Raw genomic sequence first — 25,678 nt, 5'->3', positions numbered from 1 at the left:
CGTCACGGCGCGAGGAGCCACTGGCTCAGCGGGTGGACCAGGTACCGCAGCGAGGCCGCCTCCCACGCGGCACCGATCACGAGGAGGGCGAGGGCGGGGACGGCGAGGGTGCCGAGCTGCTGGAGTCCACGTCGGTACCCGTCCCGATGACGCTCCACCCCGGCGGCCCCGGGGCGGAGCCAGTACTTGCCCACCAGGAACGAGCCCAGCAGCGGGAGGACGTAGGCCTGCAGCTCGATGAGGAGCGTGACGGAGTGCGGGATCAACGCCACCCAGCCTTCTCCGGTCGACGGCACGAGGGTGATCCCGGTCTGCACCGCCCAAGCGCCGAAGATCGCGAGCCCAGCGAACGGGACGACCAGTGACGGCAGGACGAGCGTGAGCAGGCTCAGCCGGAGGACGTTGACGGCGAGGATCGTCAGTGCGAAGAGCGCCGGCGAGCTCACGAGTCGGGTGACGAGTCCGGCGGTGCCGTCGGCTTCCATCGCGGATATCCGGGCGTCGGTGAGTCCGGGGAACACGAGGCCGAGCGCGAAGCCCAGCACGACCAGCCCGTACGCCGAGAGGTTCAGGACGAGGTACGCGCGGGACTCCCGTCGGACGATCTGGCCCAAGCCTCGCACCACGCTGCGGCCGACCGGCGGCGTCACGAGGCTGCTCCGCCGTCGAGCAGCCAGTGGTAGCGCAGCCGCGTCGCTCGCTCGACCGCTCCCAGGGCTGCCGCGAAGCCGAGCGCGACGTTGGCCCACGGGGTCAGGTGCACAGGCGACTCGAACGTGCCGACCGTGTCTGCGATCGGCGGGATCTCCGAGATCGGCTCGAGCACCTGCAGGACGTTGAGACCGACACCGACGAGCAGCACGACGACCGACACGGCTCCGACGATCCTGCTCGCAGCAGGGTGGCGCTGCGCGAACCGCAGGCGGCGCCCTTCGGCCGAGCGAGGGTCGGGAACGAGCTGCCGCTGGGTGCCGTCTTCGGCGACGAAGTGGCAGCGGCGCAGGCCCGACTCGCTGACACGGACCTCGATGTGCCCGCCGGTGACCGGGAATCGTGCAGGGACCCGCGAGACGAGGGTCAAGGTGCCGTCGACGTAGAGGCGAGCACGTACGACCCCGTCGGTCGCGTCCCCGCCGTGGCGGACGTCGATCGTGTGGTGGACCGGGACGCCGTTGCGCGTCAGGGTGATCGACATCAGTGAGCGCCGCGTCGTCTGCCACCAGCGGAAGGGCTTCAGGCTCGTTCCGTCACCGGGTTTCGCTCGGCTGGCCCACCGTTGTGCTCGCCGGTTCGCATCCATCCGCCCGTCCTCTCTAGTACAGTGTGACAACACGGCGAGACGCTAGCACACTGTGCTAGTCGAATGGAGAGGATGGTGACCTTGGTCGATCCGGCGGCACCGGACACCCGGTCGAAGATCCTGATCGCTGCGGCGACGATGATCGGAGAGGACCCGACGGCTCGCCTGAGCGTGCGTGGGGTGGCTGCCCGCGCCGGCGTCAGCACGGGGTCGCTCCGGCACTTCTTCCCGACGCAGCGGGAGCTCATCGACACCGTCGTTGAGGGACTCCAGAGCCTCGACCTCCCGGAAGACCCGATCGCGGACCACTCCAAGGAGCCCGCCGAGCGACTCGAGGGGTGCCTGCACCTGCTCCTCGCGAGCATCGGGAGCGGTGCGTCCGCTCGGCAGAACTGGGCGGCGCTGCACGATGCCTACGTCGCCGTGCCGGTCGCCGGTGATGCCGAGCACACGTTCCTCGCGATGGAACGGCTCGCCGTCGATCGGGTCGAGCGGTGGCTGTCGGTGCTGCGGCAGGAGGGGGTCCTGCAGGACGGCAGTCCCGAGGAACACGCGCGGTTCCTGCTCACGGTCGTGAACGGCCTCGCACTCGAGCGTGCCCTTCCCGGTGCGCCTGCTCGGGCCGCCTTCGAGCGGGCGTCCATGCGGTTGGCGGTCGCTGCCGTACTGCGCTGAGGGCCAGCCGCTCCTGCCCACCGACCGGGCTCCCGGGCGTCGAGTCGGGGCCACGACAACGGGCTCGTCCTCGGCGATCAGGATCGCGAATGTCGGATCATCATGGCGCCGGCCTCATTCGGCGCTGCGCAGGTCCTGCACGTCGCCGTCCGAGCACTTCGAGACACCGGTGATGCTGTACCGCAGCGGGTACGCGTTGAAGCCGATGGAGGTGACGGGCCCGTCCGCGCCCCGGATGACGGTGAGCGGGTCCGAGCCGCCGCTCTCGAACCGCTCCGTCGTGATCCCCTTGGACTTCCAGAGCTCCTCGACCGTCTGGATGTCGGCAGCCGGATCGGTGCCGTTGGTGCCGCTCCGCTCCAGGATGTACACGAAACGGGCACCATCGCCGCCGCCCGACCGGGTGCAGACCTCGGCGGCCGGGCCGCGGTACACGGTCCACTCGCCGCCGACCGCGTCGGTGGATTCCTTGACGGCGTCGACGATCGACTTCTTCGCTTCGGACGGATCCACTGTCATGCCTCCGGGGGTGTTGCTGCAGCCGGCCACGGTCAGTGCCGCCGTCAGGATGAGGGTGACGCCGACGCTGGTGCGGGCGGCGCCACGGATTCGTTGGTTCACGTTCACAGTGTCCACTGCGGGTTCTCCAGGAGCGACTTCTGGAAGTCGGTCATCCCCTTCGGCTGGGGATCGGGCATGGGCTTGGGGTGCCCGGCGCCCCACGTCGAATCGAGCGACCTACGCGCAGCGCGCACCACGGAACCCAGCCGCCCCTGTTCACCAACCGGACTCCCACGCATGGCAGGGTGGTCCGGGGCACCGTCGCCCGCAGCCCACCCAGCCGCGAGCGGAGCACTGTGCCACCACAGGACCTGATGGTCGTCACGGACCTCGACGGGACGTTCCTCGACCACCACGACTACTCGTTCGACGCTGCCCTTCCGATGCTCGAGCGCCTACGCGCCGACGGCGTGCCGGTGGTGTTCTGCAGCAGCAAGACCCCGGCCGAGATCACCGCCCTGCAGCGGCGGACCGGTCTCGATGGCCAGGCGTTCGTCGCGGAGAACGGCGCGATCGTCGTCGGACCGGACGGCAACGTGACCACCGGCGCCGGTGCCGGCCCCGCGGATGCCGACCTCGCGCGTCTCCGCACGGCCCTCGACCACACCCGATCGGACCTGGACCTCCACTTCGCGACCTTCAGCGGCGAGACCGACGAGGTCGTCGCCGCCTGGACCGGACTCGACCTCGGAGCAGCCGGTGATGCTCGGCGGCGCGAAGCCTCCGAGGTCCTGCTCTGGCACGCCGAGGACGACGACCGCGCCGACGCGTTCCGCGATGCGCTCGCCGCGGCCGGCCTCGACCTCGTGCGCGGCGGCCGCTTCTGGCACGTCCTGCCCGCCGGGCGCGACAAGGGCACCGCGGTCCGCCTGCTCGTCGCCGACCACGAACGTCGCACCGGCACTGCTCCGCGCACCGTCGGGCTCGGCGACGGCCCGAACGACTCGGCGCTGCTCGACGCCGTCGACCTGGCGGTCGTCGTCCGCGGCCACGGCCCGGCACCCGGACCGCTCGCCGACGACCGACCCGAGCGCGTGTACCGCACGACGCACCCCGGCCCGCTCGGCTGGAGCGAAGGCCTCGGACACCACCTCGAACACCAGCTCGGACACCACCTCGAACAGCACCGCGAACAGCACGTCAGGAGCCACCGATGAGCGACTTCCACCAGAACGGCGTCATCACGACGTTCCACGACCTCGGCCGCCGCAGCACCGCGAGCATCGAGGACGACCTGCGGGGCTTCGCCGAGAAGCGGCCGATGAGCCTGATCCTGCCGGCGCTGTACTCGGAGCTCGAACGCCCGGCGCTCTCACGGATCGTCGACGAGCTCGCCGAGGCCGACTGGCTCAGCGAGATCGTCATCGGGCTGGACCGCGCCGACCGCTCGCAGTTCGAGCACGCCCGGGAGTTCTTCGCGCGGCTGCCGCAGCGGCACCGCATCCTGTGGAACGACGGGCCGCGTCTGCGGGAGCTCGACGCCGAGCTCGAGCGCGAGGGGCTGGCTCCCGGCGAGCCGGGCAAGGGCCGGAACGTCTGGTACTGCACGGGCTACGCGCTCGCGTCGGAGCGCGCGGAGTGCATCGCGCTGCACGACTGCGACATCACCACGTACGAGCGGGGCATGCTCGCGCGGCTGTTCTACCCGGTCGCGAATCCGGCGTTCGACTACGAGTTCTCGAAGGGCTTCTACGCCCGCGTCGCCGACGGCCGGATCAACGGTCGCGTGGGACGGCTGCTCGTCGGCCCGCTGCTCCGGTCGCTCCGCCAGGTCTACGGGGAGTCCGAGTACCTCGAGTACCTCAGCAGCTTCCGGTACCCGCTGTCCGGCGAGTTCGCGATGCGCGCGCACGTGCTGAACGGGTTGAAGATCCCGGGGGACTGGGGCCTCGAGATCGGCATGCTGTCCGAGGTCTACCGCGACTACGCGACCCGGCAGGTGTGCCAGGTGGAGATCGCCGACGCGTACGACCACAAGCACCAGCCCCTCGCCGAGGCCGACGGCACCGGCGGACTCGCCCGCATGGGGAACGACATCGTGCAGTCGCTGCTGCGGAAGCTCGCGACGATGGGCGTCCCGCTCACCTCGGACTCGTTCCGGGTGCTCAAGGCGACGTACTACCGGAACGCCCTCGACATCGTCGAGGTCTACCGGCACGAAGCGGAGATGAGCGGCCTCGGCTTCGACCAGCACGCCGAGGAAGCCGCGGTCGAGCTCTTCACCAAGGCGATCCTCGACGCCGGCGGCGCCTTCAGCGCGCGCCCGGACGACAAGCCGTTCATCCCGAGCTGGAGCCGGGTGCGTTCGGCGGTGCCGGACGTGCTCGAGCGGTTGCAGGATGCGGTGGAGGCGGACCAGCAGGACTGACCAGAGCCCGGCGGAGAGCGCTGCCGGTCAGTGCGTCGGGACGAGGATCGACTGCACCACCGGTGCGAGCATCGTGACGATGTCGTCGGGCTCGGCGTCGACGAGGGCGTCGATGCCGACGACCTGCCGTCCGACCACGACACCGATGAGCATCGACGACACCAGCGTCGCGCGCAGCGCAGCATCCGGGACGTCCGGGAAGTGCGGGGCGTACGCCTCGAGGACCCGTCCCCTGACGAACGCGCGCAGGTGGGTCGCTGCCTGTTCGTTCGTCACGGCCGATCGGAACGTGGCGAGCAGGGGGCCGGATGTCGCGGGCGCGGTCCAGAGGCCGAGGAAGGCGCTGACGAAGCGTTCTCCGATGCCGTTGGCGGGGCCGTCCAGGGCGCTGCTCAACACTGCGGCGGCTTCCGACGGCATCGCCATCGATGCGGCGAACAGCTCGTCCTTCGAGCCGTAGGCGCGCATCACCAGCGCGGCATCGACCCCGGCGTCTGCGGCGATCTTGCGGATCGACGCAGCGGCGTAGCCGTCGGTGGCGAACCGCGCCCGCGCTGCGTCCAGTACGGCCTGGCGTGTGTCGTTGACGCCGGGTCGGCGCCCGCGGGGACGACCCGCCGTTGCGTTCGGTTCGGCTTCGACCATGAGACGACCATACCGGGCAGTGGCGAGGGATATCAACGGGCGTTGCTTTTCCCGCTGAGTGAACTTATGCTCACTGACGATCCTCTGCCTTGCCATCGGTGCCAGGGCCAGTCCGACCGCGAATCGAGTAGCCGAATGAGCACCTCTCCAGCAGTTCCCACCGTCACGCCGTGGCGCCGTGCCCTCGCGATCGGGGTGCTCGTCGCGGCCGTCGTCTCCCTCGTGGTGATCGCGTTCACCTGGCCCGCGAGGACGTCGTCCGCGCACGACATCCCGATCGCGATCGCCGCCTCTGCCCAGCAGGCCCAGCAGGCCCAGCAGCTCGGCTCATCGCTGACCAAGGGCAACGACACGTTCGACGTCACCCGCGCCGATGACCGCGCCGAGGCCGTCCGGATGCTCGAGGAGCGTGACGTCTACGGAGCGGTCGTGCTCTCCGCCGGTGCGGCGCCCGAGGTGCTCACCGCTTCCGCCGCGAGTCCCGCCGTCGCGCAGGTGATGAACGGCGTCGCGACGAAGCTGGGCGCACAGGCCGCCGCGCAGACCGCCCAGGGCGCTGGTGGCGGGGCTGCTGCCCCGACCGTCTCCGTGACGGACGTGGTCCCGCTGTCGGACGATGACCCGACGGGTGCCGGCCTGGTGGCGGCGGCGTTCCCGCTCGTGATGGGCGGCATGCTCGGCGGCATCCTCCTCACGTTCCTCGTGCACGGCACCGGTCGTCGTGTGATGGGGCTGGCCGTCTTCGTGGTGGTCGGCGGGTTCGCCGTCGCCGGGATCCTGCAGGGGTGGCTGGGCATCCTCCAGGGGCCCTACGTCCAGAACGTGGCAGCGTTCGTGCTCGCACTCGGATCCGTCGCCGCGACGATCCTCGGCGCTTCGACACTGATCGGTCGACTCGGCGTGAGTGTGGGGCCCGTGCTCTTCCTGCTGTTCGCGAACCCGATCGCGTCCTCCGCGACCCCGTCGTCGTTCCTGCCCGCTCCGTGGGGCACGATCGGCCAGTGGTTCCCACCGGGAGCCGGCTCGCGACTGCTCCGCGACATCTCGTACTTCCCGGATGCGAACGCCGCACCCCAGTGGCTGATCTTGGCCGGTTGGACCGCCTTCGGCCTCGCGCTGATGGGCGTCGGAGCCCTCCTGCACCTGCGCCGTCGTCACGCGCACCACGGTGAGCACGTCGCCGTGCGCGAGCACGCACCGGATCCGCTCACCGTCTGAGCCGGACCCGACTGACCGGCTTCCGAGCCGCGTCTGCCAGGCGCGAACGGCGTTGGACGGTGAACGGACGGACGGGAGGCACGGTGCGAGCTGGCACCGTGCCTCCCGTCTCGCGGTCTGGCGCCGTTCTCAGGACGCCGGTCCCGGCGCCCAGCCGAGTTGCGGACCCAGGTGCTCGGCGATGTCCGTGGTGATCTGCGCGTAGTCGTCCGGTTCGAACGAGAACGGCAGCGCGAAGGCGACCTCGGTGACCGCCTGGTAGCCGGCGTCGGCGCGCAACCGGTCCGCGATCTCCGCCGAGGTCCCCACGAGGTCGGCGGCGAAGAGCATCCCCGCGGGCCCCATCGGCACGCCGACGCGGCCCGAGCGGCTCTCGACGTAGGCGCGGTAGCGGGCCTCCTGCTCGCGGGTCGCCGTGTCGGTCGGGATGACGACCAGGCCCTGTGAGACCCGAGCGGTGCTGGGATCGGGGTGGACGTCGAGGTAGGCGTCGATCTGCGCGCGCTGGTTGGCGGCGAAGTCCGTGCCGACCTCGCTGCGCGTGACGCTCGAGGTGAGCAGGTGGAAGCCGTTCTCGCCGGCCCAGACCGCCGACTTCGTGCTGCCGGTGCCGTACCAGATGCGGTCGGCGAGGCCGGTGCTGTGGGGCTGGACGGTGCTCGCGAACTCCTCGATCCCTCGGCGTTCGACGGTGCCGGTCGCGGTTCCGGTTCCGGTCACCGCTTCTCCGCGCACGAGGGCACGGAAGCGCAGGAGTCGGTCGTTGCCGAGGTCCTCGTGCTCGAGGGTGTCGGGGTAGATCGCGTCGCGGTACAGGTCGAAGTTCATCGGGGTGCCGACCGAGAAACCGGGGTTCAGCCGCCCGCCCAACAGCACGTCGACGGTGCCGAGGTCCTCGGCCAGGCGGAATGGGTTCTCCGCCCCGATCGGCGTGACGGCGGTGCCGAGCTCGATCCGCGAGGTCCGTTGCGACGCGGCGGCCAGCACCGCGACGGGGGACGAGATGCCGTGCTGCAGGTGCCGGTGGCGCAGCCACGCGCTGTCGAAGCCGAGGGCTTCCGCGCGCTCGATCACCCGGAGGGTGTCCTCGTGTCCCTCGGACGGTCGGGCGGGGTCGAACGACCCGATCGTCAGGAAGCCGAGCCGTTCCAGGGGAGTTCCGTCGAGGGGCATGCCTCGATCGTGCCAGACCACCGGGTGGCGCGGGGGTCCGGCTGGCAGGGTGGATCGGTGCACATCACTCTGGACTCCGCGACCGACGTCGTCACCGACATCCGCTTCCCCGAGGGCAACCGCTGGCACGACGGGCGGCTCTGGTACTCGGACATGCACACCGGCGAGGTCTTCTCGATGGACCCGACCTCGACCGCGGCTCCGCGTCTCGAGACCACGGTCGAGGGCCAGTCGTCGGGGCTCGGGTGGCTCGCTGACGGGCGACTGATCGTCAGCTCGATGGAGTCCCGCACGGTCGTCGCCGTCGACGATCGTGGCCAGACGTCGGTGTTCGCCGACCTGTCCGGCGAGGAGTCGTCGCTCCTGAACGACCTGGTCGTCGACGAGGCGACCGGCCGCACCTACATCGGGGCCTTCGGCTACGACCTGTACGGCGGCGAGGAGCTCCGCCCTGGTCCGCTGTACGTGATCGAGCAGGACGGCTCGTTCCGCCTCGCCGCCGAGGGGCTGGTGTTCCCGAACAGCGCGAACGTCCTGCCCGGCACCCGGACCCTCGTGGTGAGCGAGACGTGGGGCGGCCGGCTCACCGCGTTCGACATCGAGCCCGACGGGTCGCTGACCGGCCGACGCGAGTGGGCAGCGCTGCCCGGTGGCGTCACGCCGGACGGCAGCACGGTCGACCGCGACGGCGCCGTCTGGGTCTGCTCCGTCGACACGGGGGAGTTCCTCCGGGTCCTCGAGGGCGGCGAGGTCACGGACCGGATCGATGCGCCGGGGCTGTGCGCGATCGACTGCGCGCTCGGCGGCGAGGACGGCCGCACGCTGTACCTGGCGACGGCGGACAGCTACGACCCGGCGACGACGGCGCAGACGCGTGCGGGGCGGATCAGTGCGGTGCGGGTGGCCGTGCCGGGTTGGTGAGCGCGCCGAGGTTCCCAAATTCGGGCATCTCACGCGCCGCGGAGCCTGCCCGTCGAACCTCGGCGACGTGCACGCGGCATGTCATGGAACCTCGGGGAGGTGCCCCGGGCGTGGCTGGCGCGAACGTTCGGCGCGGCCGGCCGACCACGTCGTCACGAGGGCCGCGATCCCCATCGCGATGCCGACCACGCCGGAGCCGAGGCACAGTGGCATCACGAGCCCGAGGCCGATGTTGGCACCCCCACCCTCCGGTCCGTAGTAGACGTCGGCCATCAGCGCGCCGACCCCGAGGAACCCGACGGCCAGCAGCAGCGTGCTGATCAGGTGGAACGTGCGCGCGGTGGTCATGATCGAGCCCTTCGTCGATGTGGTCGACGAATCCTCGCACGACGCCGCATCGTCGTATTCCTGTCCCGGCATCTGACGGCGGTGGTGGGCGTGCGTAGAGTGCAATGGTGAGCATCAGACAACTCGACTTCATCGGGTGGGCACAGCTCCTCGGCGTCCCCGCCCTCTTCGTGGGGCTGTGGCTCATGCTGGTCGGCCTCCACTTCCCGGAGATGTCCCAGACGGTCGTCCTCGTCGTCGTGGCCGTCCTCGCCGCAGGTGGCTTCGCGCTCATCCTGGGCAGCTGGTCGCGATTCGGCGGCTACGGCTCGTACCGAGCGATGAACCGGTGGCTGCGCGGTGGCGCCGACCCGACCGGTGTCCCGGTCGTGATCCGGAGGCGCTTCCTGCGCCGCCAGACGTCGCAGGGCGCGGTCACCGGGTGGGTCTGGATCAGCCTGGGCATCCTGTGGGCCGCGCTCGCCGTGCCGGAGGTCTTGCAGGGAGACCTGGCGGGCATCGGGCGCGGGGTCGTCGCAGCGCTGTGGGCCGTCATCGGCATCGCCCGCGTGGTCTTCATGCGCAAGTGGGGAGCCCGCGTCGACGAGTTGGTGCGCGAGACCGAAGCGCAGATGGCCGATCCCGGCGCGACACCGCACCTCGACCTGTTCCGGTGACCATGCCCCCCGAGCCCGCACTCGTCCCCGAACTCCTCGTCGCCGACCTGGACCGGAGCCTCGCGTTCTGGCGCGACCTGTGCGGCTTCGAGACCCGCTACTCCCGGCCCGAGGAGCGCTTCGCGTACATAACCCTCGGCAATGCCCACCTGATGCTCGAACAGGCCGGCGTCGGTCGGAACTGGATCACGGGCCCGCTCGATCGCCCGCTCGGCCGAGGCGTGAACTTCCAGATCACCGTGCCCGACAGCCGCGCGCTCGCCGCCACCCTGATCCGTGCCGGCACCGAACTCTTCATGCAGCCCGAGACGAAGTGGTACGACGTCGGGAGTGAGCAGGCCGGCGTGGACCAGTTCCTCGTGCAGGACCCGGACGGGTACCTGGTGCGGTTCCAGTCCTCGGCGGGACGACGTTCACTGGCCGACTGAACTCGTACAATCGGCCGTGCCTTCCATCCAGATCGAGAGCCCTCGCAGCGACGACGTCCTCAACCTGCTCCGCCAGGGGGACGCGTTCGCCCTGGCTCTGTACCCGGCCGAGAACTACTACGGCCTCGACGTCGACGCCCTGGAAGCCGACGGGGTCTCGCTGTTCGTCGCTCGCGAGGGTGACGTGGCCGTCGGTACGGCGGCGCTGGTTGATCGGCGCGATGGATCCGGCGAGGTCAAGCGCATGTTCGTCACCGACGAGGCCCGAGGACTCGGGGTCGGCCGTGCCCTGCTCCAGGCGCTCGAAGCGCATGCGCTGGCCGGGGGCATCTCGACGATGCAACTGGAGACGGGCTTGCCACAGGTCGCGGCGATCGCCCTGTACGAGAAGCTCGGCTACCGCCAGGTCCCGCGGTTCCCGCCGTACACCGACGACCCGACGAGCTACTGCATGGAGAAGCAGCTCTGACTCGGGTTGGATGAAGTCATGCTCGACGTGACGACATCCGCTGCACGCTCGTCAGCCGAGTGGGAGCTCGCGATGCCACTCGAGGAAGCGCACCAACGGGTTCTGCGTGCTGTCGCCGGGATGCCGCGCGTGCGGGTCCGCTCGGTCGCCGAGGACAGGATCGAGCTGTCCGTGCTCGGGAACTTCTCCTCGTGGGGTGAGGTGATCTCGATCGAGTTGACTCCTGCCGCAGGCGGAACTGGCTTGCGCGTCCGGACGCGTCCGATCGTCCCCTTCACGTTGCTCGACTGGGGTGAGGGTGCGCGCGACATCCGCGCGCTCCACGCTGCGGTCGCGTACGACGATGGCGGAGGTGGCGGCGCAGCCGGCCTTGCCGGAGGATCCACCGGCGAACCCTCGCCACAGCTTGGCCGCTTAGCCCCCTGGCCGGAACCGTTCGCGTGGTTCGCGGTGGTCACCGCGTCCGTGCTGCTCTTGCTCGCGTTGGTGAACCTTGTGCTGAACTCCAGCCACATCGGGTCGTCGCTCCCGCTGCTGGTCCTCATGCCGTTCTCGCTCGTCTTCGGCATCCGGAGCCTCCGAGCCAGCCGCCGCACCGACGTCAGCGAGCACGACGGGCGTCGGCGACGCCCTGGTCGCGACCGCTGACGGACGGGAGGCCCGTGGCGGCCCCGCCACGAGCCTCCCGTCCGTCATCCGTCCGTCGGGCGCGGCGCGCTCTCCACAGCCGGCCCGTCGTCCAGGCTCGCGTCGACCGCCGGGTCTGGTGACACCGTCTGCGTCCGGATCGGGAAGTCGTCGAGGGCGGTGGCGGTCGGGTGCGCCGCTGACCCGCCGCGCACGCGCTTCTTCACGGCTGCCCACGGCCGACCGAAGGCCGACCGCGGAGCACGCTCCGACGGCCCCTCGACCTCGAGGCCGTAGTAGGCACCGACGTGCTCGAGCAGGACCTCGCGTTCGGCCTTGTCGTACGCCCGCCGCTCGCGGGTGAAGGCGATGATCGTCGACCAGCAGGTGAGCAGCAGCACGACGCTGAAGGGCAACGCCGTGGTGATCGCCGCCGTCTTGAGAGCGTTCAGCCCGCCGCTCAGCAGCAGGGCAACGGCGAGCAGTGCCGAGACGGTGGCGAAGAAGACGCGGAGCCAGTTCTTCGGCTCGATGTCGCCGCCGGACGCGATCATCGCCATCACGAGCGACCCGGAGTCCGACGAGGTCACGAAGAACACGCCGATGAGCAGGATCGCGCCGAAGGTCAGCACCGCTCCGGCGGGCAGGTCGCCGAGCAGGGCGAACAGCGAGCCTTCGAGGTCGACCGAGCCGTCCGAGCCGACCAGGCCACCGGAGCCGTCGGTCTCGCGGTGGATGGCGGCGCCGCCGAGCACGGCGAACCAGAGGAACGTGAGCGCGGTCGGGACGAGGAGGACGCCGAACACGAACTGGCGGACCGTTCGGCCCTTCGAGATGCGCGCGATGAAGACGCCGACGAACGGCGCCCACGACATCCACCAGCCCCAGTAGAAGGTGGTCCACGCGCCCTGCCAGGCGACGCCCTCGGCGCCCTGCTGTGCGGTGACGTTGAACGACAGGCCGACGATGTTCTGCAGGTACGCGCCGATGGACTGCACGAAGTCGCGGAGCAGGAACTGGGTCGGCCCGACGATGAGCACGAACAGCAGCAGTGCGGCGGCGAGCAGCAGGTTGAAGTTCGACAGGATCTTCATGCCCTTGGTGACACCGGTCACGAGCGACACGATGGTGACCGCGGTGATCACGGCGATGATGGCGATCTGGCTGACGATGCTGCTGTCGGCGATGCCAGCGCTCTCGAGCCCGGCGCCGATCTGGATGACCCCGAGGCCGAGCGAGGTCGCGACACCGAACAGGGTGCCGACGAGCGCGATGACGTCGATGAGGTTGCCCCACCCGCCGCGCACCCGGTTGCCGAGCAGCGGCTCGAGCGCCCACCGGATCGACACCGGACGGCCGCGGCGGTGGATGGCGTAGGCCAGGGCGAGGCCGAGCACGACGTAGATCGCCCACGCGTGGAGTCCCCAGTGCAGGAACGTCTGGGTGAGGGCCTGCTGCGCGAGCTCGTTCTCGGTGCCGGTGACGCCGGGGCGCGGTGAGGCGAAGTGGCTGAGCGGTTCCGAGACGCCGTAGAACACGAGGCCGATGCCCATGCCAGCGGCGAAGAGCAGCGCGAACCACGACCCGGTCGAGAACTCGGGCTCGTCCTGGTCCTTGCCGAGCTTGATGTCGCCGAACTTGCTGAAGCCGACGAACAGCGAGAAGCCGACGAAGAACGCGGCGACGAGGACGTAGTACCAGCTGAAGTTCTTGACGATGCCGTCCTGCAGGCCGACGAACATCGCCTCGGCGCTCGACGGGGAGATCAGGGTGAACGCCACGAAACCGAGCACGAGGACGGCGGCGGGCCAGAACACCCACCGCCGCACCTTCGACGTCGTCTCGACGGGGCCGGGCGGGGGAGCGGAGGTGGTGCTTGCCATGCCCTCCATGGTGCCTGGCGGCGGCTCTGTGCGTTCGCTCAGGTGTGTCGGGGGCGGTACGCTCGGTGCTCTGGAACGTTCCAGAACGTGTTCCGGACCACCTCGAAGGAGAGATCATGGCCCACCCCGACGGCGCCCACTACCGCGACCTCGACCCGACCGCCCTGCGCGATGCCCTCGCGGCCGAGGAGCAGCGCCTGACGTTCCCGTCCTTCGACCTCGACGACTCGTGGCGCCTCGGCTCCTGGCTCCGGCAGGCGGCGATCGACCGCGGCCACGCCATCGGATTCGCCGTCGTGTTCGGCGAGCAGCGGGTCTTCCACGCCGCGACCGAGGGCGCCGCCGCGTTGAACGACGCCTGGCTCGAGCGGAAGTTCCGCGTCGTGCGGCACTTCGGCCAGTCGTCGCTGCGCGTCCGCGCGACCTACCTGGCCGCCGGCGGGAGCTTCGAGCAGGACGGCGCCCTCGACACGAACGAGTACGCGGCGGCCGGCGGTGCGTTCCCGCTCCTGCTGCAGGGCCGCCTGATCGGGGCGGTCGGGGTCAGTGGTCTCGAGATGCACGACGACCACGCGCTCGTGGTCGAGGGGCTCGAAGCGATCCGGGCCGACGCCTCGTGACCGCCGACGTCCGCATCGCGATCATCGGCGCCGGCAAGATGGCGGCCGTGCACGCCGCCAACGTGGCCCGCACCGACGGTGCCGTCCTGTCCGCGGTCGCCGGTGGGTCCGGAGCACCGGCGCTCGCCGCTCGCCACGGAGCCGCCGCCCTCGAGGTCGACGCCGCGTTCGCCGACCCGGCGATCGACGCCGTCGTCATCGCGTCGCCGAACCCGCTGCACGCCGCGCACATCACGCAGGCGGTCGCCGGTGGCAAGGCTGTCCTGGTCGAGAAGCCCGTCGACCTCGACATCGCCCGGGTCGACGCCTGCATCGCGGCCGTCGGTGCTGCCGCAGACCGGGTCGTCGTGGCCTTCAACCGTCGGTTCGACCCGTCGTTCGCGGCCCTGCACGACCGGTTGGTGGCCGGTGAGATCGGCCCCCTCGAGCAGCTCGTCATCGTCAGCCGCGACCCTGCACCGCCGCCCATCGCCTACGTACCGGGGTCCGGTGGACTGTTCCGCGACATGACCATCCACGACCTCGACATGGCCCGGTGGCTCGGCGGCGAGGTCACCTCGGTGCACGCCGTCGGCCAGGTGAGCGACCCCGAGGTCGCCGCACTCGACGACGTCTCCGGTGCGATGGTCACCCTGACCACGGCTGGCGGGGCACTCGTCACGATCGTCGACGCGCGGAGCAACGCCTCCGGGTACGACCAGCGGCTCGAGGCGTCCGGGCCAGCGGGCACGCTCGCGGTCGGCAACCGGACCGCGACCTCGGTCACCGCGTCGACCGCTGCCGGCGTCGGTGCGGGCGACCTCGCCATCAGCCACTACGGCGACCGGTACCGCGAGGCCTACGCGGCCGAGATCGCCCACCTCGTCGCGGTGACGCGCGGCGACGAGCGCCCGCGCGCGACGCTCGAGGACGGCCGGCGGGCCCTCCTGCTCGCCGACGCGGCGACGGAGTCGCACCGCTCCGGAGCGCGGATCGCGACCTGACGGCGCGGGCCACTGCCCTGGTCGGGCGCGTGCGGCGGACGGGAGGCACGGGGCGGGCGCGACCCGCGCCTCCCGTCCGCCCGTGGGGACGCACACCCCCTTCAGGTGCCATCACAACGCCCGCTGGACAGGGCAGGCTGATTGTCAGGTGGAATCGCACCTTCAGGCCCTAGGGTCGCACCAAGCGCAATCGCGTGAACTCTCTCGAACCGGCCGAAGGGCCGGTCCGCACCGGAAGGTCGGTCCATCTTGACCACCACTCCGCTCGCTCCGGGCTACACCCGCACTCGACCTGGAACAGGAAGCCCCAAGGGCACCTCGACCTACTCAGCCCTGCTCGCGCAGGTGAAGGAGAACGGACTCCTCCGCCGCCGCACCGGGTTCTACTGGTCGCTGTTCGGCACACTCATCGTCACCTTCGCCCTCGCGTGGGTCGCGTTCGCATTCCTCGGCGACACCTGGTTCCAGCTCATCGTCGCCGGCGCGCTCGGCGTGATCTTCACGCAGTTCGCGTTCCTGTCGCACGAAGCCGCACACCGCCAGGTCTTCGCCTCGCAGAAGTGGAACGACCACGCCGGCCGCTGGCTCGGCACGTTCCTGGTCGGCCTCAGCTACTCGTGGTGGATGAACAAGCACACCCGCCACCACGGCAACCCGAACACCGTCGGCAAGGACCCCGACATCGCACCCGACGGCATCCGGTTCCTGCCGGAGGACGCCGCCGCGGTCAAGGGTCCGCTCATGACGACGTTCATGCGGTTCCAGGGCTGGCTGTTCTTCCCCCTGCTGACGCTCGAGGGCCTGAACCTGCACCGGTACGCGGTGCAGAGCATCGTCACCGGCAACGGCACCAAGGCCGACGTCAAGCACCGTTGGCTCGAGGCCGCGCTGCTCGTCGCCCGCTTCGGCATCTACCTGACGGTCGTGTTCTGGTTCCTGCCGTTCGGCATGGCCTGCGCGTTCCTCGGTGTGCAGCTCGCCGTGTTCGGCGTGATGATGGGCGCCTCGTTCGCCCCGAACCACAAGGGCATGCCGACCATCGCGCACGACGCCAAGGTCGACTTCTTCTCGCGCCAGGTCCGCACGTCGCGCAACATCCGCGGCGGCTGGTGGGTCTCGTTCCTGATGGGCGGCCTGAACTACCAGGTCGAGCACCACCTGTTCCCGTCGATGCCCCGTCCGGCGCTGAAGCAGGCCCGCCTGCTCGTCCGCGACCACTGCGACACGCTCGAGGTGCCCTACACCGAGACCACCTTGCTGCGCTCCTACGGCATCGTCGTCCGGTACCTGAACCGGGTCGGGCTCGCTGCCCGTGACCCGTTCGCCTGCCCGATGGTCGCGCAACTGCGCATCCACTGACGCCGTGCTGTCGACCATGCCGACCGGCACCGTGAAGTGGTTCGACCACGCCAAGGGGTACGGCTTCATCCACCCCGACGACGGGTCCGAGGACCTGTTCGCCCACTTCTCCAGCATCATCGCGACGACCGGCTACCGGTCGCTCGAGGAGAACGACCACGTGCAGTACGACGTGGGCCCCGGCAAGAAGGGCCCGCAGGCGGACAACATCTCGATCATCCGCTGACGCGGACGACGGACGGGAGGCACGGTGCCAGCTGGCACCGTGCCTCCCGTCGTTTCTTTCCCATGTCCACTGCGCTGGTATGCGGAATCGGGCGTACCTGGTCGAAAGAATCGACCAGGTACGCCCGATTCGGGCAGGTACGCCGCCCGCCCGCCGCCCCGCCGGCGCCGGCGCGAGCCGCCGGGTTACTTGATGCCGGTCGAGGCGATGCCCTGCACGAACTGGCGCTGGAACGCCAGGAACACCACGAGCAGCGGCAGCACGGTCACGGTCGCGATGGCCATCACGGCACCCCACGGCGAACTGAACGCCGGGTTGTTCGTCAGCGTCGACAGGGCCACCGGCACGGTCAGATTCTCGTTGCCCTGCAGCACGACGAGCGGCCAGAGGAAGTCGTTCCACCGCGTCATGAAGCCGAGGATCACGAGCACCCCGACCAGGGGGCCGCACGAGGGCAGCACCACCCGGAAGAACGTCTGGAACTCGCCGGCGCCGTCGAGTCGAGCGGCCTCCATCAGGGCGTCCGGCACCCCGAGCATGAACTGCCGCGCGATGAAGATCCCGACGACGTCGAACACGGTCGGCAGGATCACCGCCCAGGGGGAGTCGACCAGGCCGATCTTCGCGACGACCAGGAAGCTCGGCACCAGGGTGACCTGGATCGGGATCATGATCGTGACGAGGAACGCCGAGTACAGCAGCCCCCGGCCCATGAACCGGAACTTGGCGAGGGCGTACCCGGCCATCAACGACACGACGACGCTCAACGCGGTGCCGACGCTGGTGATGAGCGCCGAGTTGCCGAGCCACCGCCAGACCGGCTGCGTGCTGAACACCTGCGTGTAGTTCTCGAACGTCGGCCGGGTCGGGAACAGCGAGAACGTGCCGCTCTGCGACTGCCCGCCGGGGGTGAGTGCCGAGACGACCATCCAGTACAGCGGGAACACCATCAGGATGGCCAGGGCGGTGAGCCCGGCGACGAGCACCCAGCGACCAGGCCGGCGCCTGGAGCGGGCCCCAGCCGGACGGCGGCGGGGACCGCGGACATCGAGTACGGCCATCAGAGCATCTCCTCCGCCTTGCGGTTGGCGCGCTGCCGGAGCAGCGTGAACACGAGCAGGATCGCGACGAGCACCAGTCCGAGCGCCGCGGCGTAGCCCATCCGGGCATCGATGAACGCGGACCGGAACACGTACTGGATCAGCACGGTCGTCGAGAAGCCGGGGCCACCGCCGGTCATCACGTAGATGACGTCGAAGGCCTGCAACGAGAACACGACGTTCAGGATGAGCAGGATCGACGTCGTCGGGCGGAGCAGCGGCCACGTGATGGTCCGGAACCGCACCCAGCGCGAGGCGCCGTCGATCGCGGCGGCCTCCTTGAGCTCGGCGGGCACGGACTGCAGCGCGCCGAGGTAGATCACCATGCAGAAGCCGATCCGGGTCCAGACCACGACGACCACCAGGGTCGCCATCGCCCACCCCGGAGCGGTCAGCCAGGGCACGCGCCCCATGCCGAGCGCTTCGAGCAGGTTGTTCACGACGCCGTAGTCGCCGTTGAAGATCCACGACATGATGACGCCCACCACGACGCCGGCCGCGACCATCGGCACGAAGAACAGGGCGCGGAACACCGAGCGCCCGGGCAGCGGCCGGTTCAGGGCAACGGCCAGCGCGAGCCCGATCGCCATCGAGGTCGGCACGGTGCCGAGCGTGAACACGAGCGTGTTCCGCAGCGCCGTGCCGATGAGCGGGTCAGAGCCCATGTCGACGAAGTTCTTCCCGGCGACCCAGGTGCCGTCGCCGAGCGAGGTGCTGGAGTCCTGGAAGCTCAGCGCGATCGCCGTGATGATCGGGATGAGCGAGAAGCCGAGGAACAGCAGCGCCGCGGGGCCGATGAACACGTACGGGACGAAGCGGCCCCGGCTTCGGCGGGCACCGCCGCCAGCGGGGACTCCGCCGGTCGGTGGGGCGGTGGACGCCGTCGTGCGGACCGGCGCGGTCTCAGTTCGCAGTGACACTGCGCATCGCCTCCATCATCTGGTTCGAGGCCTCTCTCGGGCTCAGTTGCCCGAGCAGACAGAGGTCGAGGTAGTCGGCGAACACCGCGTTGAGCGAGCTGAAGTACTCGCCGCTCTCGGCCTTCACCATCGAGAGCGGGATCGTCGTCCCCTGGTCGATGAACCGCTGCATCGTGTCGGTGTTCGCGGCGTACCCGATGTCCTTCGCGTCGAGGGACTTCCGGGCGGGCAGCCAGTTGCCGTCGTGGCAGAACTGCTGCATCTTCGACCGTGACGTGATCATCGCCACGAGCTCGGCCGCGAGCTCCGGGTGCTTGCTCGACTTCGTGACGGCCAGGGCGTTGCCGCCCAGGTCGCTCGCCTCGCCGACGTTCCGGATCATCGGGGCAGTACCCCAGTTGTCCGGCATGTCGGTGTCGAGCTGCGTGATCGACTCCGGGTTGTTGAGCATCATGCCGATCTGCCCGGTCAGGAACAGGTTCCGCGAGACGTCACCGCCGCCGCTCTTGCTGAGGTTGCCCGTGGTGGCGAGTCCCTCGGCGTACCACTTCCGGCCGAAGGCCAGGGCGTCGATCGCCTCCGGGGTGTCCATCGACGGGGTGGCACCGTCCTCGCCGAGGAACGCACCGCCGTTCTGGTGGACCAGCGGCAGCCACCGGTACGCCGTCTCGGGCGACGACCACCCGTACCCGAACGCGTACTTGCCGGTGACCTGCTTGACCTCCTGCGCGACGTCGAGGAACTCGTCCCACGTCCACGCGTCGGCCAGCGCCTGCGGTGGCGTGACGCCGATCTGCTCCATGACGTCGCGGTTGTAGTAGGTGATGAAGTTGTCGGTGTGCTGGAAGACGCCGTACACGCCGTCGTCCCGCGCGCCGATCGCCCAGAACGGGTCGCTGTAGTCCTGCCGGTAGTCCGCCGGGACGGACCCCGAGATGTCGACCAGGCTGCCGTTCGCGGCGTACCGGCCGATCTGCTGCGGGGTGATCCGGATGACGTCCGGCGCCAGGTCGGCGGCGAGCCGGGTGATGAACCACTGGTGGAACTGCCCGGTGGTCACCTCGACGGCGACGCTCGTACCGGGGTGCGCTGCGACGAACTCGTCGGCGATCGCCTGGTAGCTCGTGATGTCCGTCGGGATGTTCCAGGTGGACAGGCGGATGTGCTTCGTCCCGCCGCGGCCGGTCGTGCCGCCGCCGGCGCACGCTGCCAGCGCGCCGGTCAGCGAGATGCCGGCGAGGGCGAGGAACCCCCGTCTGGCGAGCTGGGGGGATGGTCGGGTCGGCATGGTCCTCTCCTTTGAGGTCGTGGTGCCGTTCAGGTCGGCCGGGAGGCGCGGGGTGCGCACACGGGGCGCCGCGCGTCCGACGTGGGGTCGCGTCCTGGACCCGACCCCACGTCGGGCGCGACGGTTCAGACGAGCGCGGGGCGGGCCTCCCGGTCGGCCACCGGTGCCGCGGTGACCGCGTCCGCCGGACGCAGCGACTCGGGGAGGAGCGCCGCGTGGGCGTGCAGGAGCTCGTCGGTCATCTCGGCGATGCGGTCGAGCGTCAGGTGCGCCGCCGTCAGCGGGTCCAGAGCCACCGCGTGGTGGACGTGCTCGACGTTGCCCGTGAGTGCAGCGCGCACCGCCAGGGTCTGCACGTTCGTGTTCGTGCGGTTGATCGCGGCGAGCTGCGGCGGGAGCTCACCGAACGACGTCGGCTGCACCCCCTTGCCGTCGACCAGGCACGCGACCTCGACGCAGGCGTCGGACGGCAGGTTCTGGATGACGCCCGTGGCGTTCGGCACGTTGCCGTAGACGACCGCCGGCACACCCGTCACGATCGCGTTCACGATGCTCGCGCCGTACTCGACGCTCGGCGTCAGGTCGGCCTTGAGCTTCTCGAGCTGCGTGTCCACGTCGCCCTGCTCGTCGTGCGCCAGGCAGATCTCGTAGTAGTCCCAGCGCTCCGGGATGTACTCGAGCACCGTCTCCGGGTCTTTGCGGAAGTACGGCACGTACTCACTGGCGTGGTGGCTCGACTCGGTCTCGAAGTACCCGAACGAGCGCATCAGCTGGGTGCGGACCTGCTCGTTGCCGCCCTCGTAGTTGCTCGCCGCGGCAGCCGCTTCGCTGTGGTCGCCGTCGTCGTCGTGCAGGTCGGACGCCGCGACGCCCCGCTGGTGCTTCGCCGTCATCACTTCGCGCAGACGCGGATAGAGGTCCTCGCCGTTGCGACGCGTGAACTCGAGGATCCACGCCTGGTGGTTGATGCCGGCGCTGACGAACTCGACCTCGTCGTACGGCACGCCGAGCGTGCGCGCCAGCATGCGGGTCGTGCCCTGCACGCTGTGGCAGAGCCCCACCGTCCGGAGCCCCTTCGCGTTGAGGAACGCCGTGGCCATCGCCATCGGGTTCGCGTAGTTGATGAACTGGGCGTCCGGGCAGAGCTCGAGGGCATCGCGGGCGATGTCCTCGTACGCGCGGACCGACCGCAGGAAGCGGAAGACGCCGCCCGGGCCGACGGTGTCGCCGACCGCCTGGTCGATGCCGTACTTGCGCGGGATCTCGACGTCCCACTTGTAGGACTCGACGCCGCCGACCTGGAACGTGATGATGACGACGTCCGCACCCGCCAGGGCCGCACGGCGGTCCGTGGTCTCGAGGACCTCGACACCGAGGCCGTGGTGGGCGACGAGCTCGCGGGCTGCGGTCGCGGTGCGGGCGACCCGGCCCGCGTCGAGGTCCATGAGGTGCAACGTCGCGTCCTGCAGGGCGGGGAAGGAGACGAGGTCGCCGATGAGGCGGAAGGGGAAGACGAAGCCGCCGGCGCCGATGATGGTGATCTTGGTCATGTGTCGACGGTAGGAAGCGCGGGGGTGTGCGGTCCTCCGGCTTCGGACGGTGGGGTTCCAGGATCCTCGGATCGGTCCGTGGCCGGTGTGCGAGTGTTGTCCGGTGCGCTACCGACTGATGAACGAGTACAGCGTCGACTGGCCGCTCTGGGACGAGGACGGCCTGTGCCCCGAGGGGAGACCGGCGTTGTCGGAGACGGTCCGCGACGAGGTACTGCGGTGGGCCGCCGAGTTCAACGAGGACTACTCGGTGGAAGCGGGATGGCCGACCGAGGCCGCGGCGCGCTCGTCCGAGCGCCAGGCGCGTCGACTCTTCCGGCTCGTCGAACGCGAACTGCCGCCGGGCGACGAGCTGGTGCTGGGGTACTGGGAGACGAACAGACGGAAGGGGCTCTGACGTGGTCTCGACATCGTGCTCGACGTGGAGCTCGACGTCGGGGCGATGGAAGCGGCGTACTGGAGCCACCGTGGCCCGGCCCCGCTCATGGCGTGGAGCTCGTAGGGTTCGGTGATGCACTGGCAGCAGTCACTCCTGGAGAGGCTCCGCACGGACCCGGCGGTCGGCGCGGTCCGTCCGTACGGCTCCGTCCTCACGCCCGACCAGCTGGACCCGTGGAGCGACCTCGACGTCGAGCTCGATCTCATTGCGGACGTCGACGCGCGGACACTCCTCGGAGGTGAACCGTGGGCGTGGCAGAGCACCCTCGACGACGGGGTGCAGCACGTTCGCATCGTGCTCGCGGACGGTCGCCGCGTGGACCTCGCGACGCGAGGTGCGACTCTGGAGCTTCCGCCGGAGCCTCCGGACAACAGTCAGCGGTTCGATCTCGCGCTGGCTGCCACACGATTCGGGCGCGGAGCTGACGCCATCGGGCTGCACCTCGTGCTCGGGGTGGTCCGCGAGGCGCTCGTGCACAGCATGGTCCTCGCCGACCAGCGGGAGGGGACGGTGCACCACCGGTTCGGCTCCGGCACGGACCTCGCCGCGGCCGATAGCCAGACGGCACTGTCCGGAGCGCTGAGCCCGTCCTTGGCGTTGCGCGTCGCCTCTGTCTACGCGGAGAGCCGTGCGGCCGTCGACGAGGACTACCACCCCGACTGGCGCGGTCTGGTCGCCGTCGTCGCTGCGCGTCCCTAGGTTCCCGAGGTCTCGGCGACCACGAGTCGCGCAGCGGCTCGACTGGCGTCGCGACGGTCGTCGTACGCTGGCGGACGTGGACGAGTGGTGGGACGTGGTCGATGCGGGCGGTGGAGCGACGGGCACGACGTTCCGGCGAGGCGACAGCGGCTGGCCCGCCGGGTCCTTCCACCTCGTGGTCACGGTCTGCGTCCACCGCGCCGACGGGACCGTCCTCGTCACGCAACGAGCGCCGACGAAGGAGTTCGCGTACGGGTGGGAGTTCCCCGGTGGCAGCGCGCTCGCCGGCGAGTCGGGGACAGCGGCGGCCTGTCGTGAACTGCGCGAGGAAACCGCCATCGAGGTCGCGCCCGACGCGCTGCAGTGGGTCGGTCGCTTCACCGAGGACTCTGCGCTGGTGGATCTCTTCACCGTCCGGGAACCTGCCGGCTCGACCGTGCGGCCAGCTCCGGCCGAGGTGATGGCCTGGAAGTGGCTCCCCGCGTCCGAGGTGGTCGAACTCCGTGAGAGCGGCGTGATGGCGGATCCGTGGGGACCGCGGTTGGACGCGCTGTGGCCAGCGGCGATGGCCACGATCCGGTCCGGGGGAGAGCCTCCCGCGGTGCAGCTGGAAGCACACCGCGACTCCTGGGAGACGGACTACCAGCGTGAGGCGTCGCGGCTCGTCGCCGCGCTCGGAGACCGCGTGCTCGCGGTCGAACACATCGGCAGCACGGCCATCCCGGGCCTCGAAGCGAAGCCGGTCATCGACATCGCGGTCCGGGTCGCAGTCGACACGGATCCGTTGGCGCTCGGCCCGTTGCTCGCGGCGACGGGCTACACGCAGCACCGTTCCGGTCCGAAGAGCCACGGGGTGTACACCCGAGAGCGAGACGGGGCAAGGACCCACATCCTCCAGGCCTTCGCCTCGGACCAGTGGGACGAGTGCAACCAACGGCTCTTCCGGGACAAGCTGCTGCGCGACCCCACCGCCGTTGCGCGGTACCGGGAGGTCAAGACCCGAGCAGCGCGATCCTCGGACGGTCGTGCCTACACGGCCGCGAAGAGCCAGGTGGTGCAACAGCTCCTCGATGAGGAACGTGCCGCTCGAGGTCTCGCGTCCGTGACGGCGTGGGACAAGTAGGCGTCGGCGCCTGTGGCAAGTCGTGAGGAGTACGACGTGCTCTGGGAACGTGCCCGTCAGCGGCTGCGTGTCGGTGACCTGCAGCTCGACCGGGAACCGGTGGACGGTGATCCGCGCTGGGGTCTGAGCCTGGGGCTGCTCCCTCCGAGGCCACTCGCTCAGCGGATCGCTGGCGTGGCGGATGAACTGGCCGCCGCGTACGACGGCACGCAACACGTGTACGGAGTCGAGGACGTGCACCTCACGATCACGAGCCTCGAACCGTACCGCGATCGGATCGACCGTGCGACGCTCGAGCACTGCATCGACGTCGTCGAGGATTTGCGCGGCGCGCTCGACCACCGAGTCCGGCTCGACGGCCTTGGAGGATCGGCGGCCGGCGTCTTCGTGCAGGGGTTCGACGACGACACCCTGCGGCCGATCCGTGTCCGGATGCGTGAGGCTGCCTCGGCGCTCCACGGCGGTGCCGCGCCTCCGATGGCCTTCATCAGGAACACGGCCCACCTCTCGATCAGTGTGCACCGCGAGGCCTCACGCGAGGCAGCGGTCGTGCGTCACGTGGACCGATCGCGCCACCAGGAGCTCGGAGAGATGCACGGGGCACGAGTCGCGCTCGTCCGGTACCGACCGTGCGTCGGCTCCATGGGCATCGAAGTACTCCACACCGTCGGGTGAGTACCAGGACAGGCTGCTGCGCCAAGGCCGTAGGGTGGCGCTCGTGACGGCCACAGGGAGACGGAAGCGATCGGTCGTGGTGATGGTCGTGGTGACGCTTGCGCTCGTCACGTTGCTCGCCGGAGTTCGCCTCGTGTCCCTGTTCGCATTCGCGACCGAGGGGGATGTGCCACCCGCTTCCTCGGTCTCGCTGCCCGCGGGCAGCGAGCTGATCGCGGAAGAGAAGGACTGCGCTTCTGGTGGGTGCTGGGCCGTGCTCTCGGTCCGACCGCCCGAGGGAGTACGCCCGCAGGATCTCGCGGCCAGCTTGGGGATGACTCCCCAAGCTCGTCAGCGCGGGACACTGTGGGACCCGCGCACCGTCAACCTGAGTTCGGAAGCGGAGGGGGAACTCCTGGTCATCAGGGCCGACTACTGGTCTCGTCAGGCGACCCCCTGACGGAGGTCCTGTGTGGGGAAAGGCTCACTGACGTAGGCTCAGCAACGTGCTCGACGTGGAGACGATGGAAGCGGCGTACTGGAGCCACCGCGGCCCGGCCCCGCTCATGGCATCGTCCCACCGGCACGACGACCTCGAGATGAACCTGGTGCTCGACGGGCACCTGGACTACCGGTTCGGCGGGGCGCCGGTCAGTGTGCACGCGGGCGAGATCGCACTGTTCTGGGGCTGGACCCCGCACCAGCTCGTGGGTGACGGCACCGGCACGGGCGAGTTCCGCTGGGTGCACATCCCGCTGGCCGAGGTGCTGGCGTGGGGACTGCCCGACCACGACCTCGGAGCGATGCTCCTGAACCGCCCGGTCGTCGTGCCGACCGCAGCTGCCGGGCGTGACGTCGAGTCGATGCTCGGGTCGTGGCAGCAGGACTTCGAGGACGACGGTGCGGAGATCATCGCCAACCTCGAGGCGCAGGCGCTCGTGCGTCGCCTGCTCCGGCACCACCGCGACGCCGTTGACCTGCGGCCCGGCGGCGGGCACGGCACCGCGGATGCCATGCACCGGGTGATCGACATGGTGCGGTTCGTGGTCGACCGGTTCCGCGAACCGATCGAGGTCGCTGACGTCGCTGCGGCCGCACACCTGCACCCGCACTACGCGATGTCGGTGTTCCGACAGGACGTCGGCACGACGATCGTCGAATACCTGACACGGTGCAGGGTGGCCGAGGCGCAGCGGTTGCTCGCGACGACGTCCATGACGACGTCGGAGATCTCGCACGCCGCAGGATTCGGGTCGCAGTCGAGTTTCTACGTGCACTTCACCCGTGCGTGCGGGACTGCGCCGGGAGCGTACCGGGCGCGGGCTCGCTGACCCGGTTTCTCCACGCACGAGCAACGCCCCGTCGCGAGCGACGGGGCGTTGGCCGTTCCGGTCTGCCATGCACAGCCGGAGTACGTGGGGTGTTACTTGATCTGTGCGGTGATG

The 25,678-nt window shown here is 70.1% G+C and carries 30 protein-coding genes; 19 read left to right on the top strand and 11 right to left on the bottom strand.

Features of this window, described 5'->3' with window-relative positions:
• Nucleotides 1–2: 2 nt before the first annotated feature.
• Complete coding sequence (locus tag EDF33_RS19315; RefSeq protein ID WP_207906728.1) at nt 3–614, bottom strand: hypothetical protein; 612 nt, start codon at nt 612–614, stop codon at nt 3–5.
• Between the two features lie 32 nt (nt 615–646).
• Nucleotides 647–1,195 (bottom strand): hypothetical protein, encoded by a 549-nt coding sequence (locus tag EDF33_RS19310; protein ID WP_235035867.1) that lies wholly within the window; start codon nt 1,193–1,195, stop codon nt 647–649.
• Between the two features lie 180 nt (nt 1,196–1,375).
• Here EDF33_RS19310 and EDF33_RS19305 point away from each other — a divergent pair, with 180 nt between their 5' ends.
• Nucleotides 1,376–1,975 (top strand): TetR/AcrR family transcriptional regulator, encoded by a 600-nt coding sequence (locus EDF33_RS19305; protein ID WP_243692511.1) that lies wholly within the window; start codon nt 1,376–1,378, stop codon nt 1,973–1,975.
• 114 nt (nt 1,976–2,089) lie between these two features.
• On the opposite strand, the gene EDF33_RS19300 is transcribed toward EDF33_RS19305, so the two are convergent.
• Nucleotides 2,090–2,596 carry a hypothetical protein gene (locus EDF33_RS19300; protein WP_132100906.1) on the bottom strand — a complete coding sequence of 169 codons (507 nt, stop codon included), beginning with the start codon at nt 2,594–2,596 and terminating at the stop codon, nt 2,090–2,092.
• Nucleotides 2,597–2,832: 236 nt separating this feature from the next.
• On the opposite strand from EDF33_RS19300, the gene EDF33_RS19295 reads away from it, so the two are divergent.
• Both EDF33_RS19295 and EDF33_RS19290 read left to right on the top strand, forming a co-directional pair.
• Nucleotides 2,833–3,693, top strand: coding sequence for an HAD-IIB family hydrolase (locus EDF33_RS19295; protein ID WP_207906727.1), 861 nt, complete (start codon nt 2,833–2,835; stop codon nt 3,691–3,693).
• Nucleotides 3,690–4,904: a glycosyl transferase gene (locus EDF33_RS19290; RefSeq protein ID WP_123338439.1), complete on the top strand. Its 1,215-nt coding sequence runs from the start codon at nt 3,690–3,692 to the stop codon at nt 4,902–4,904. Before EDF33_RS19295 ends, EDF33_RS19290 begins: the two co-directional genes overlap by 4 nt.
• Nucleotides 4,905–4,931: 27 nt before the next feature.
• On the opposite strand, the gene EDF33_RS19285 is transcribed toward EDF33_RS19290, so the two are convergent.
• The gene (locus EDF33_RS19285) at nt 4,932–5,549 is read right to left on the bottom strand and encodes a TetR family transcriptional regulator (RefSeq protein WP_131922624.1); all 618 of its coding nucleotides are present in this window, start codon (nt 5,547–5,549) and stop codon (nt 4,932–4,934) included.
• A gap of 135 nt (nt 5,550–5,684) precedes the next feature.
• Between EDF33_RS19285 and EDF33_RS19280 the strand changes: the two genes are divergently transcribed.
• A complete protein-coding gene (locus EDF33_RS19280; RefSeq protein WP_131922623.1) occupies nt 5,685–6,767 on the top strand; it encodes a hypothetical protein in 1,083 nt (360 codons plus the stop codon).
• Nucleotides 6,768–6,896: 129 nt separating this feature from the next.
• Here EDF33_RS19280 and EDF33_RS19275 read toward each other — a convergent pair whose 3' ends face one another.
• Nucleotides 6,897–7,940, bottom strand: a complete 1,044-nt coding sequence (locus tag EDF33_RS19275; protein WP_132100905.1) for an LLM class flavin-dependent oxidoreductase — start codon at nt 7,938–7,940, stop codon at nt 6,897–6,899.
• 57 nt (nt 7,941–7,997) lie between these two features.
• Between EDF33_RS19275 and EDF33_RS19270 the strand changes: the two genes are divergently transcribed.
• Entirely contained in the window at nt 7,998–8,861 is an 864-nt protein-coding gene (locus EDF33_RS19270; protein WP_165918887.1) for an SMP-30/gluconolactonase/LRE family protein, read from the top strand.
• Between the two features lie 81 nt (nt 8,862–8,942).
• On the opposite strand, the gene EDF33_RS19265 is transcribed toward EDF33_RS19270, so the two are convergent.
• A complete protein-coding gene (locus EDF33_RS19265) occupies nt 8,943–9,209 on the bottom strand; it encodes a hypothetical protein (protein ID WP_132100903.1) in 267 nt (88 codons plus the stop codon).
• A gap of 107 nt (nt 9,210–9,316) precedes the next feature.
• On the opposite strand from EDF33_RS19265, the gene EDF33_RS19260 reads away from it, so the two are divergent.
• Genes EDF33_RS19260 through EDF33_RS19245 form a run of 4 tightly spaced genes read left to right on the top strand, consistent with a single transcriptional unit; the run spans nt 9,317 to nt 11,410 of the window.
• Nucleotides 9,317–9,865, top strand: a complete 549-nt coding sequence (locus tag EDF33_RS19260) for a hypothetical protein (protein ID WP_132100902.1) — start codon at nt 9,317–9,319, stop codon at nt 9,863–9,865.
• Nucleotides 9,866–9,867: 2 nt separating this feature from the next.
• Entirely contained in the window at nt 9,868–10,293 is a 426-nt protein-coding gene (locus EDF33_RS19255; RefSeq protein WP_132100933.1) for a VOC family protein, read from the top strand.
• A gap of 16 nt (nt 10,294–10,309) precedes the next feature.
• Nucleotides 10,310–10,762, top strand: a complete 453-nt coding sequence (locus tag EDF33_RS19250) for a GNAT family N-acetyltransferase (RefSeq protein WP_132100901.1) — start codon at nt 10,310–10,312, stop codon at nt 10,760–10,762.
• 18 nt (nt 10,763–10,780) lie between these two features.
• Nucleotides 10,781–11,410: a hypothetical protein gene (locus EDF33_RS19245; protein WP_132100900.1), complete on the top strand. Its 630-nt coding sequence runs from the start codon at nt 10,781–10,783 to the stop codon at nt 11,408–11,410.
• A 44-nt stretch (nt 11,411–11,454) separates the two neighbouring features.
• Here EDF33_RS19245 and EDF33_RS19240 read toward each other — a convergent pair whose 3' ends face one another.
• The gene (locus tag EDF33_RS19240) at nt 11,455–13,272 is read right to left on the bottom strand and encodes a BCCT family transporter (protein ID WP_243692510.1); all 1,818 of its coding nucleotides are present in this window, start codon (nt 13,270–13,272) and stop codon (nt 11,455–11,457) included.
• Between the two features lie 116 nt (nt 13,273–13,388).
• Here EDF33_RS19240 and EDF33_RS19235 point away from each other — a divergent pair, with 116 nt between their 5' ends.
• The 4 genes from EDF33_RS19235 (at nt 13,389) to EDF33_RS19220 (ending at nt 16,460) form a co-directional block, all read left to right on the top strand.
• On the top strand, nt 13,389–13,892 hold the full coding sequence (locus tag EDF33_RS19235; RefSeq protein ID WP_123293870.1) for a heme-binding protein: 504 nt from the start codon (nt 13,389–13,391) through the stop codon (nt 13,890–13,892).
• A complete protein-coding gene (locus tag EDF33_RS19230; RefSeq protein WP_243692509.1) occupies nt 13,889–14,875 on the top strand; it encodes a Gfo/Idh/MocA family oxidoreductase in 987 nt (328 codons plus the stop codon). The genes EDF33_RS19235 and EDF33_RS19230 overlap by 4 nt, the downstream gene beginning before the upstream one ends.
• Before the next feature lie 249 nt (nt 14,876–15,124).
• Entirely contained in the window at nt 15,125–16,234 is a 1,110-nt protein-coding gene (locus EDF33_RS19225; protein ID WP_123293869.1) for an acyl-CoA desaturase, read from the top strand.
• A 16-nt stretch (nt 16,235–16,250) separates the two neighbouring features.
• Entirely contained in the window at nt 16,251–16,460 is a 210-nt protein-coding gene (locus EDF33_RS19220; protein WP_111086735.1) for a cold-shock protein, read from the top strand.
• 185 nt (nt 16,461–16,645) lie between these two features.
• On the opposite strand, the gene EDF33_RS19215 is transcribed toward EDF33_RS19220, so the two are convergent.
• The 4 genes from EDF33_RS19215 to melA all read right to left on the bottom strand — a co-directional run bounded on the left by EDF33_RS19215 (nt 16,646) and on the right by melA (nt 21,318).
• A complete protein-coding gene (locus tag EDF33_RS19215) occupies nt 16,646–17,521 on the bottom strand; it encodes a carbohydrate ABC transporter permease (RefSeq protein WP_071252441.1) in 876 nt (291 codons plus the stop codon).
• Complete coding sequence (locus EDF33_RS19210) at nt 17,521–18,480, bottom strand: sugar ABC transporter permease (RefSeq protein WP_132100899.1); 960 nt, start codon at nt 18,478–18,480, stop codon at nt 17,521–17,523. The genes EDF33_RS19215 and EDF33_RS19210 overlap by 1 nt, the downstream gene beginning before the upstream one ends.
• A complete protein-coding gene (locus EDF33_RS19205) occupies nt 18,464–19,768 on the bottom strand; it encodes a sugar ABC transporter substrate-binding protein (protein WP_243692508.1) in 1,305 nt (434 codons plus the stop codon). Before EDF33_RS19205 ends, EDF33_RS19210 begins: the two co-directional genes overlap by 17 nt.
• A gap of 125 nt (nt 19,769–19,893) precedes the next feature.
• On the bottom strand, nt 19,894–21,318 hold the full coding sequence (melA, locus tag EDF33_RS19200; protein WP_123293867.1) for an alpha-galactosidase: 1,425 nt from the start codon (nt 21,316–21,318) through the stop codon (nt 19,894–19,896).
• A 118-nt stretch (nt 21,319–21,436) separates the two neighbouring features.
• Here melA and EDF33_RS19195 point away from each other — a divergent pair, with 118 nt between their 5' ends.
• The 6 genes from EDF33_RS19195 to EDF33_RS19170 all read left to right on the top strand — a co-directional run bounded on the left by EDF33_RS19195 (nt 21,437) and on the right by EDF33_RS19170 (nt 25,564).
• Complete coding sequence (locus tag EDF33_RS19195; RefSeq protein WP_132100898.1) at nt 21,437–21,715, top strand: hypothetical protein; 279 nt, start codon at nt 21,437–21,439, stop codon at nt 21,713–21,715.
• A 114-nt stretch (nt 21,716–21,829) separates the two neighbouring features.
• The gene (locus EDF33_RS19190) at nt 21,830–22,456 is read left to right on the top strand and encodes a hypothetical protein (protein WP_132100897.1); all 627 of its coding nucleotides are present in this window, start codon (nt 21,830–21,832) and stop codon (nt 22,454–22,456) included.
• A gap of 76 nt (nt 22,457–22,532) precedes the next feature.
• Nucleotides 22,533–23,579, top strand: coding sequence for a GrpB family protein (locus EDF33_RS19185; protein WP_132100896.1), 1,047 nt, complete (start codon nt 22,533–22,535; stop codon nt 23,577–23,579).
• 174 nt (nt 23,580–23,753) lie between these two features.
• Nucleotides 23,754–24,254, top strand: a complete 501-nt coding sequence (locus tag EDF33_RS19180) for a hypothetical protein (protein ID WP_132100895.1) — start codon at nt 23,754–23,756, stop codon at nt 24,252–24,254.
• A 43-nt stretch (nt 24,255–24,297) separates the two neighbouring features.
• Nucleotides 24,298–24,693 (top strand): hypothetical protein, encoded by a 396-nt coding sequence (locus EDF33_RS19175; RefSeq protein ID WP_131847680.1) that lies wholly within the window; start codon nt 24,298–24,300, stop codon nt 24,691–24,693.
• Nucleotides 24,694–24,739: 46 nt separating this feature from the next.
• Nucleotides 24,740–25,564, top strand: a complete 825-nt coding sequence (locus EDF33_RS19170; RefSeq protein WP_132100894.1) for a helix-turn-helix domain-containing protein — start codon at nt 24,740–24,742, stop codon at nt 25,562–25,564.
• Nucleotides 25,565–25,678: the final 114 nt, after the last annotated feature.

Origin of the sequence: Curtobacterium sp. PhB146, assembly GCF_004342995.1 — a bacterium.
Classification (GTDB): Bacteria; Actinomycetota; Actinomycetes; order Actinomycetales; family Microbacteriaceae; genus Curtobacterium.
The sequence above is the reverse complement of the archived record's forward strand: the minus strand, read 5'-3'. Positions and strand labels throughout refer to the sequence as shown.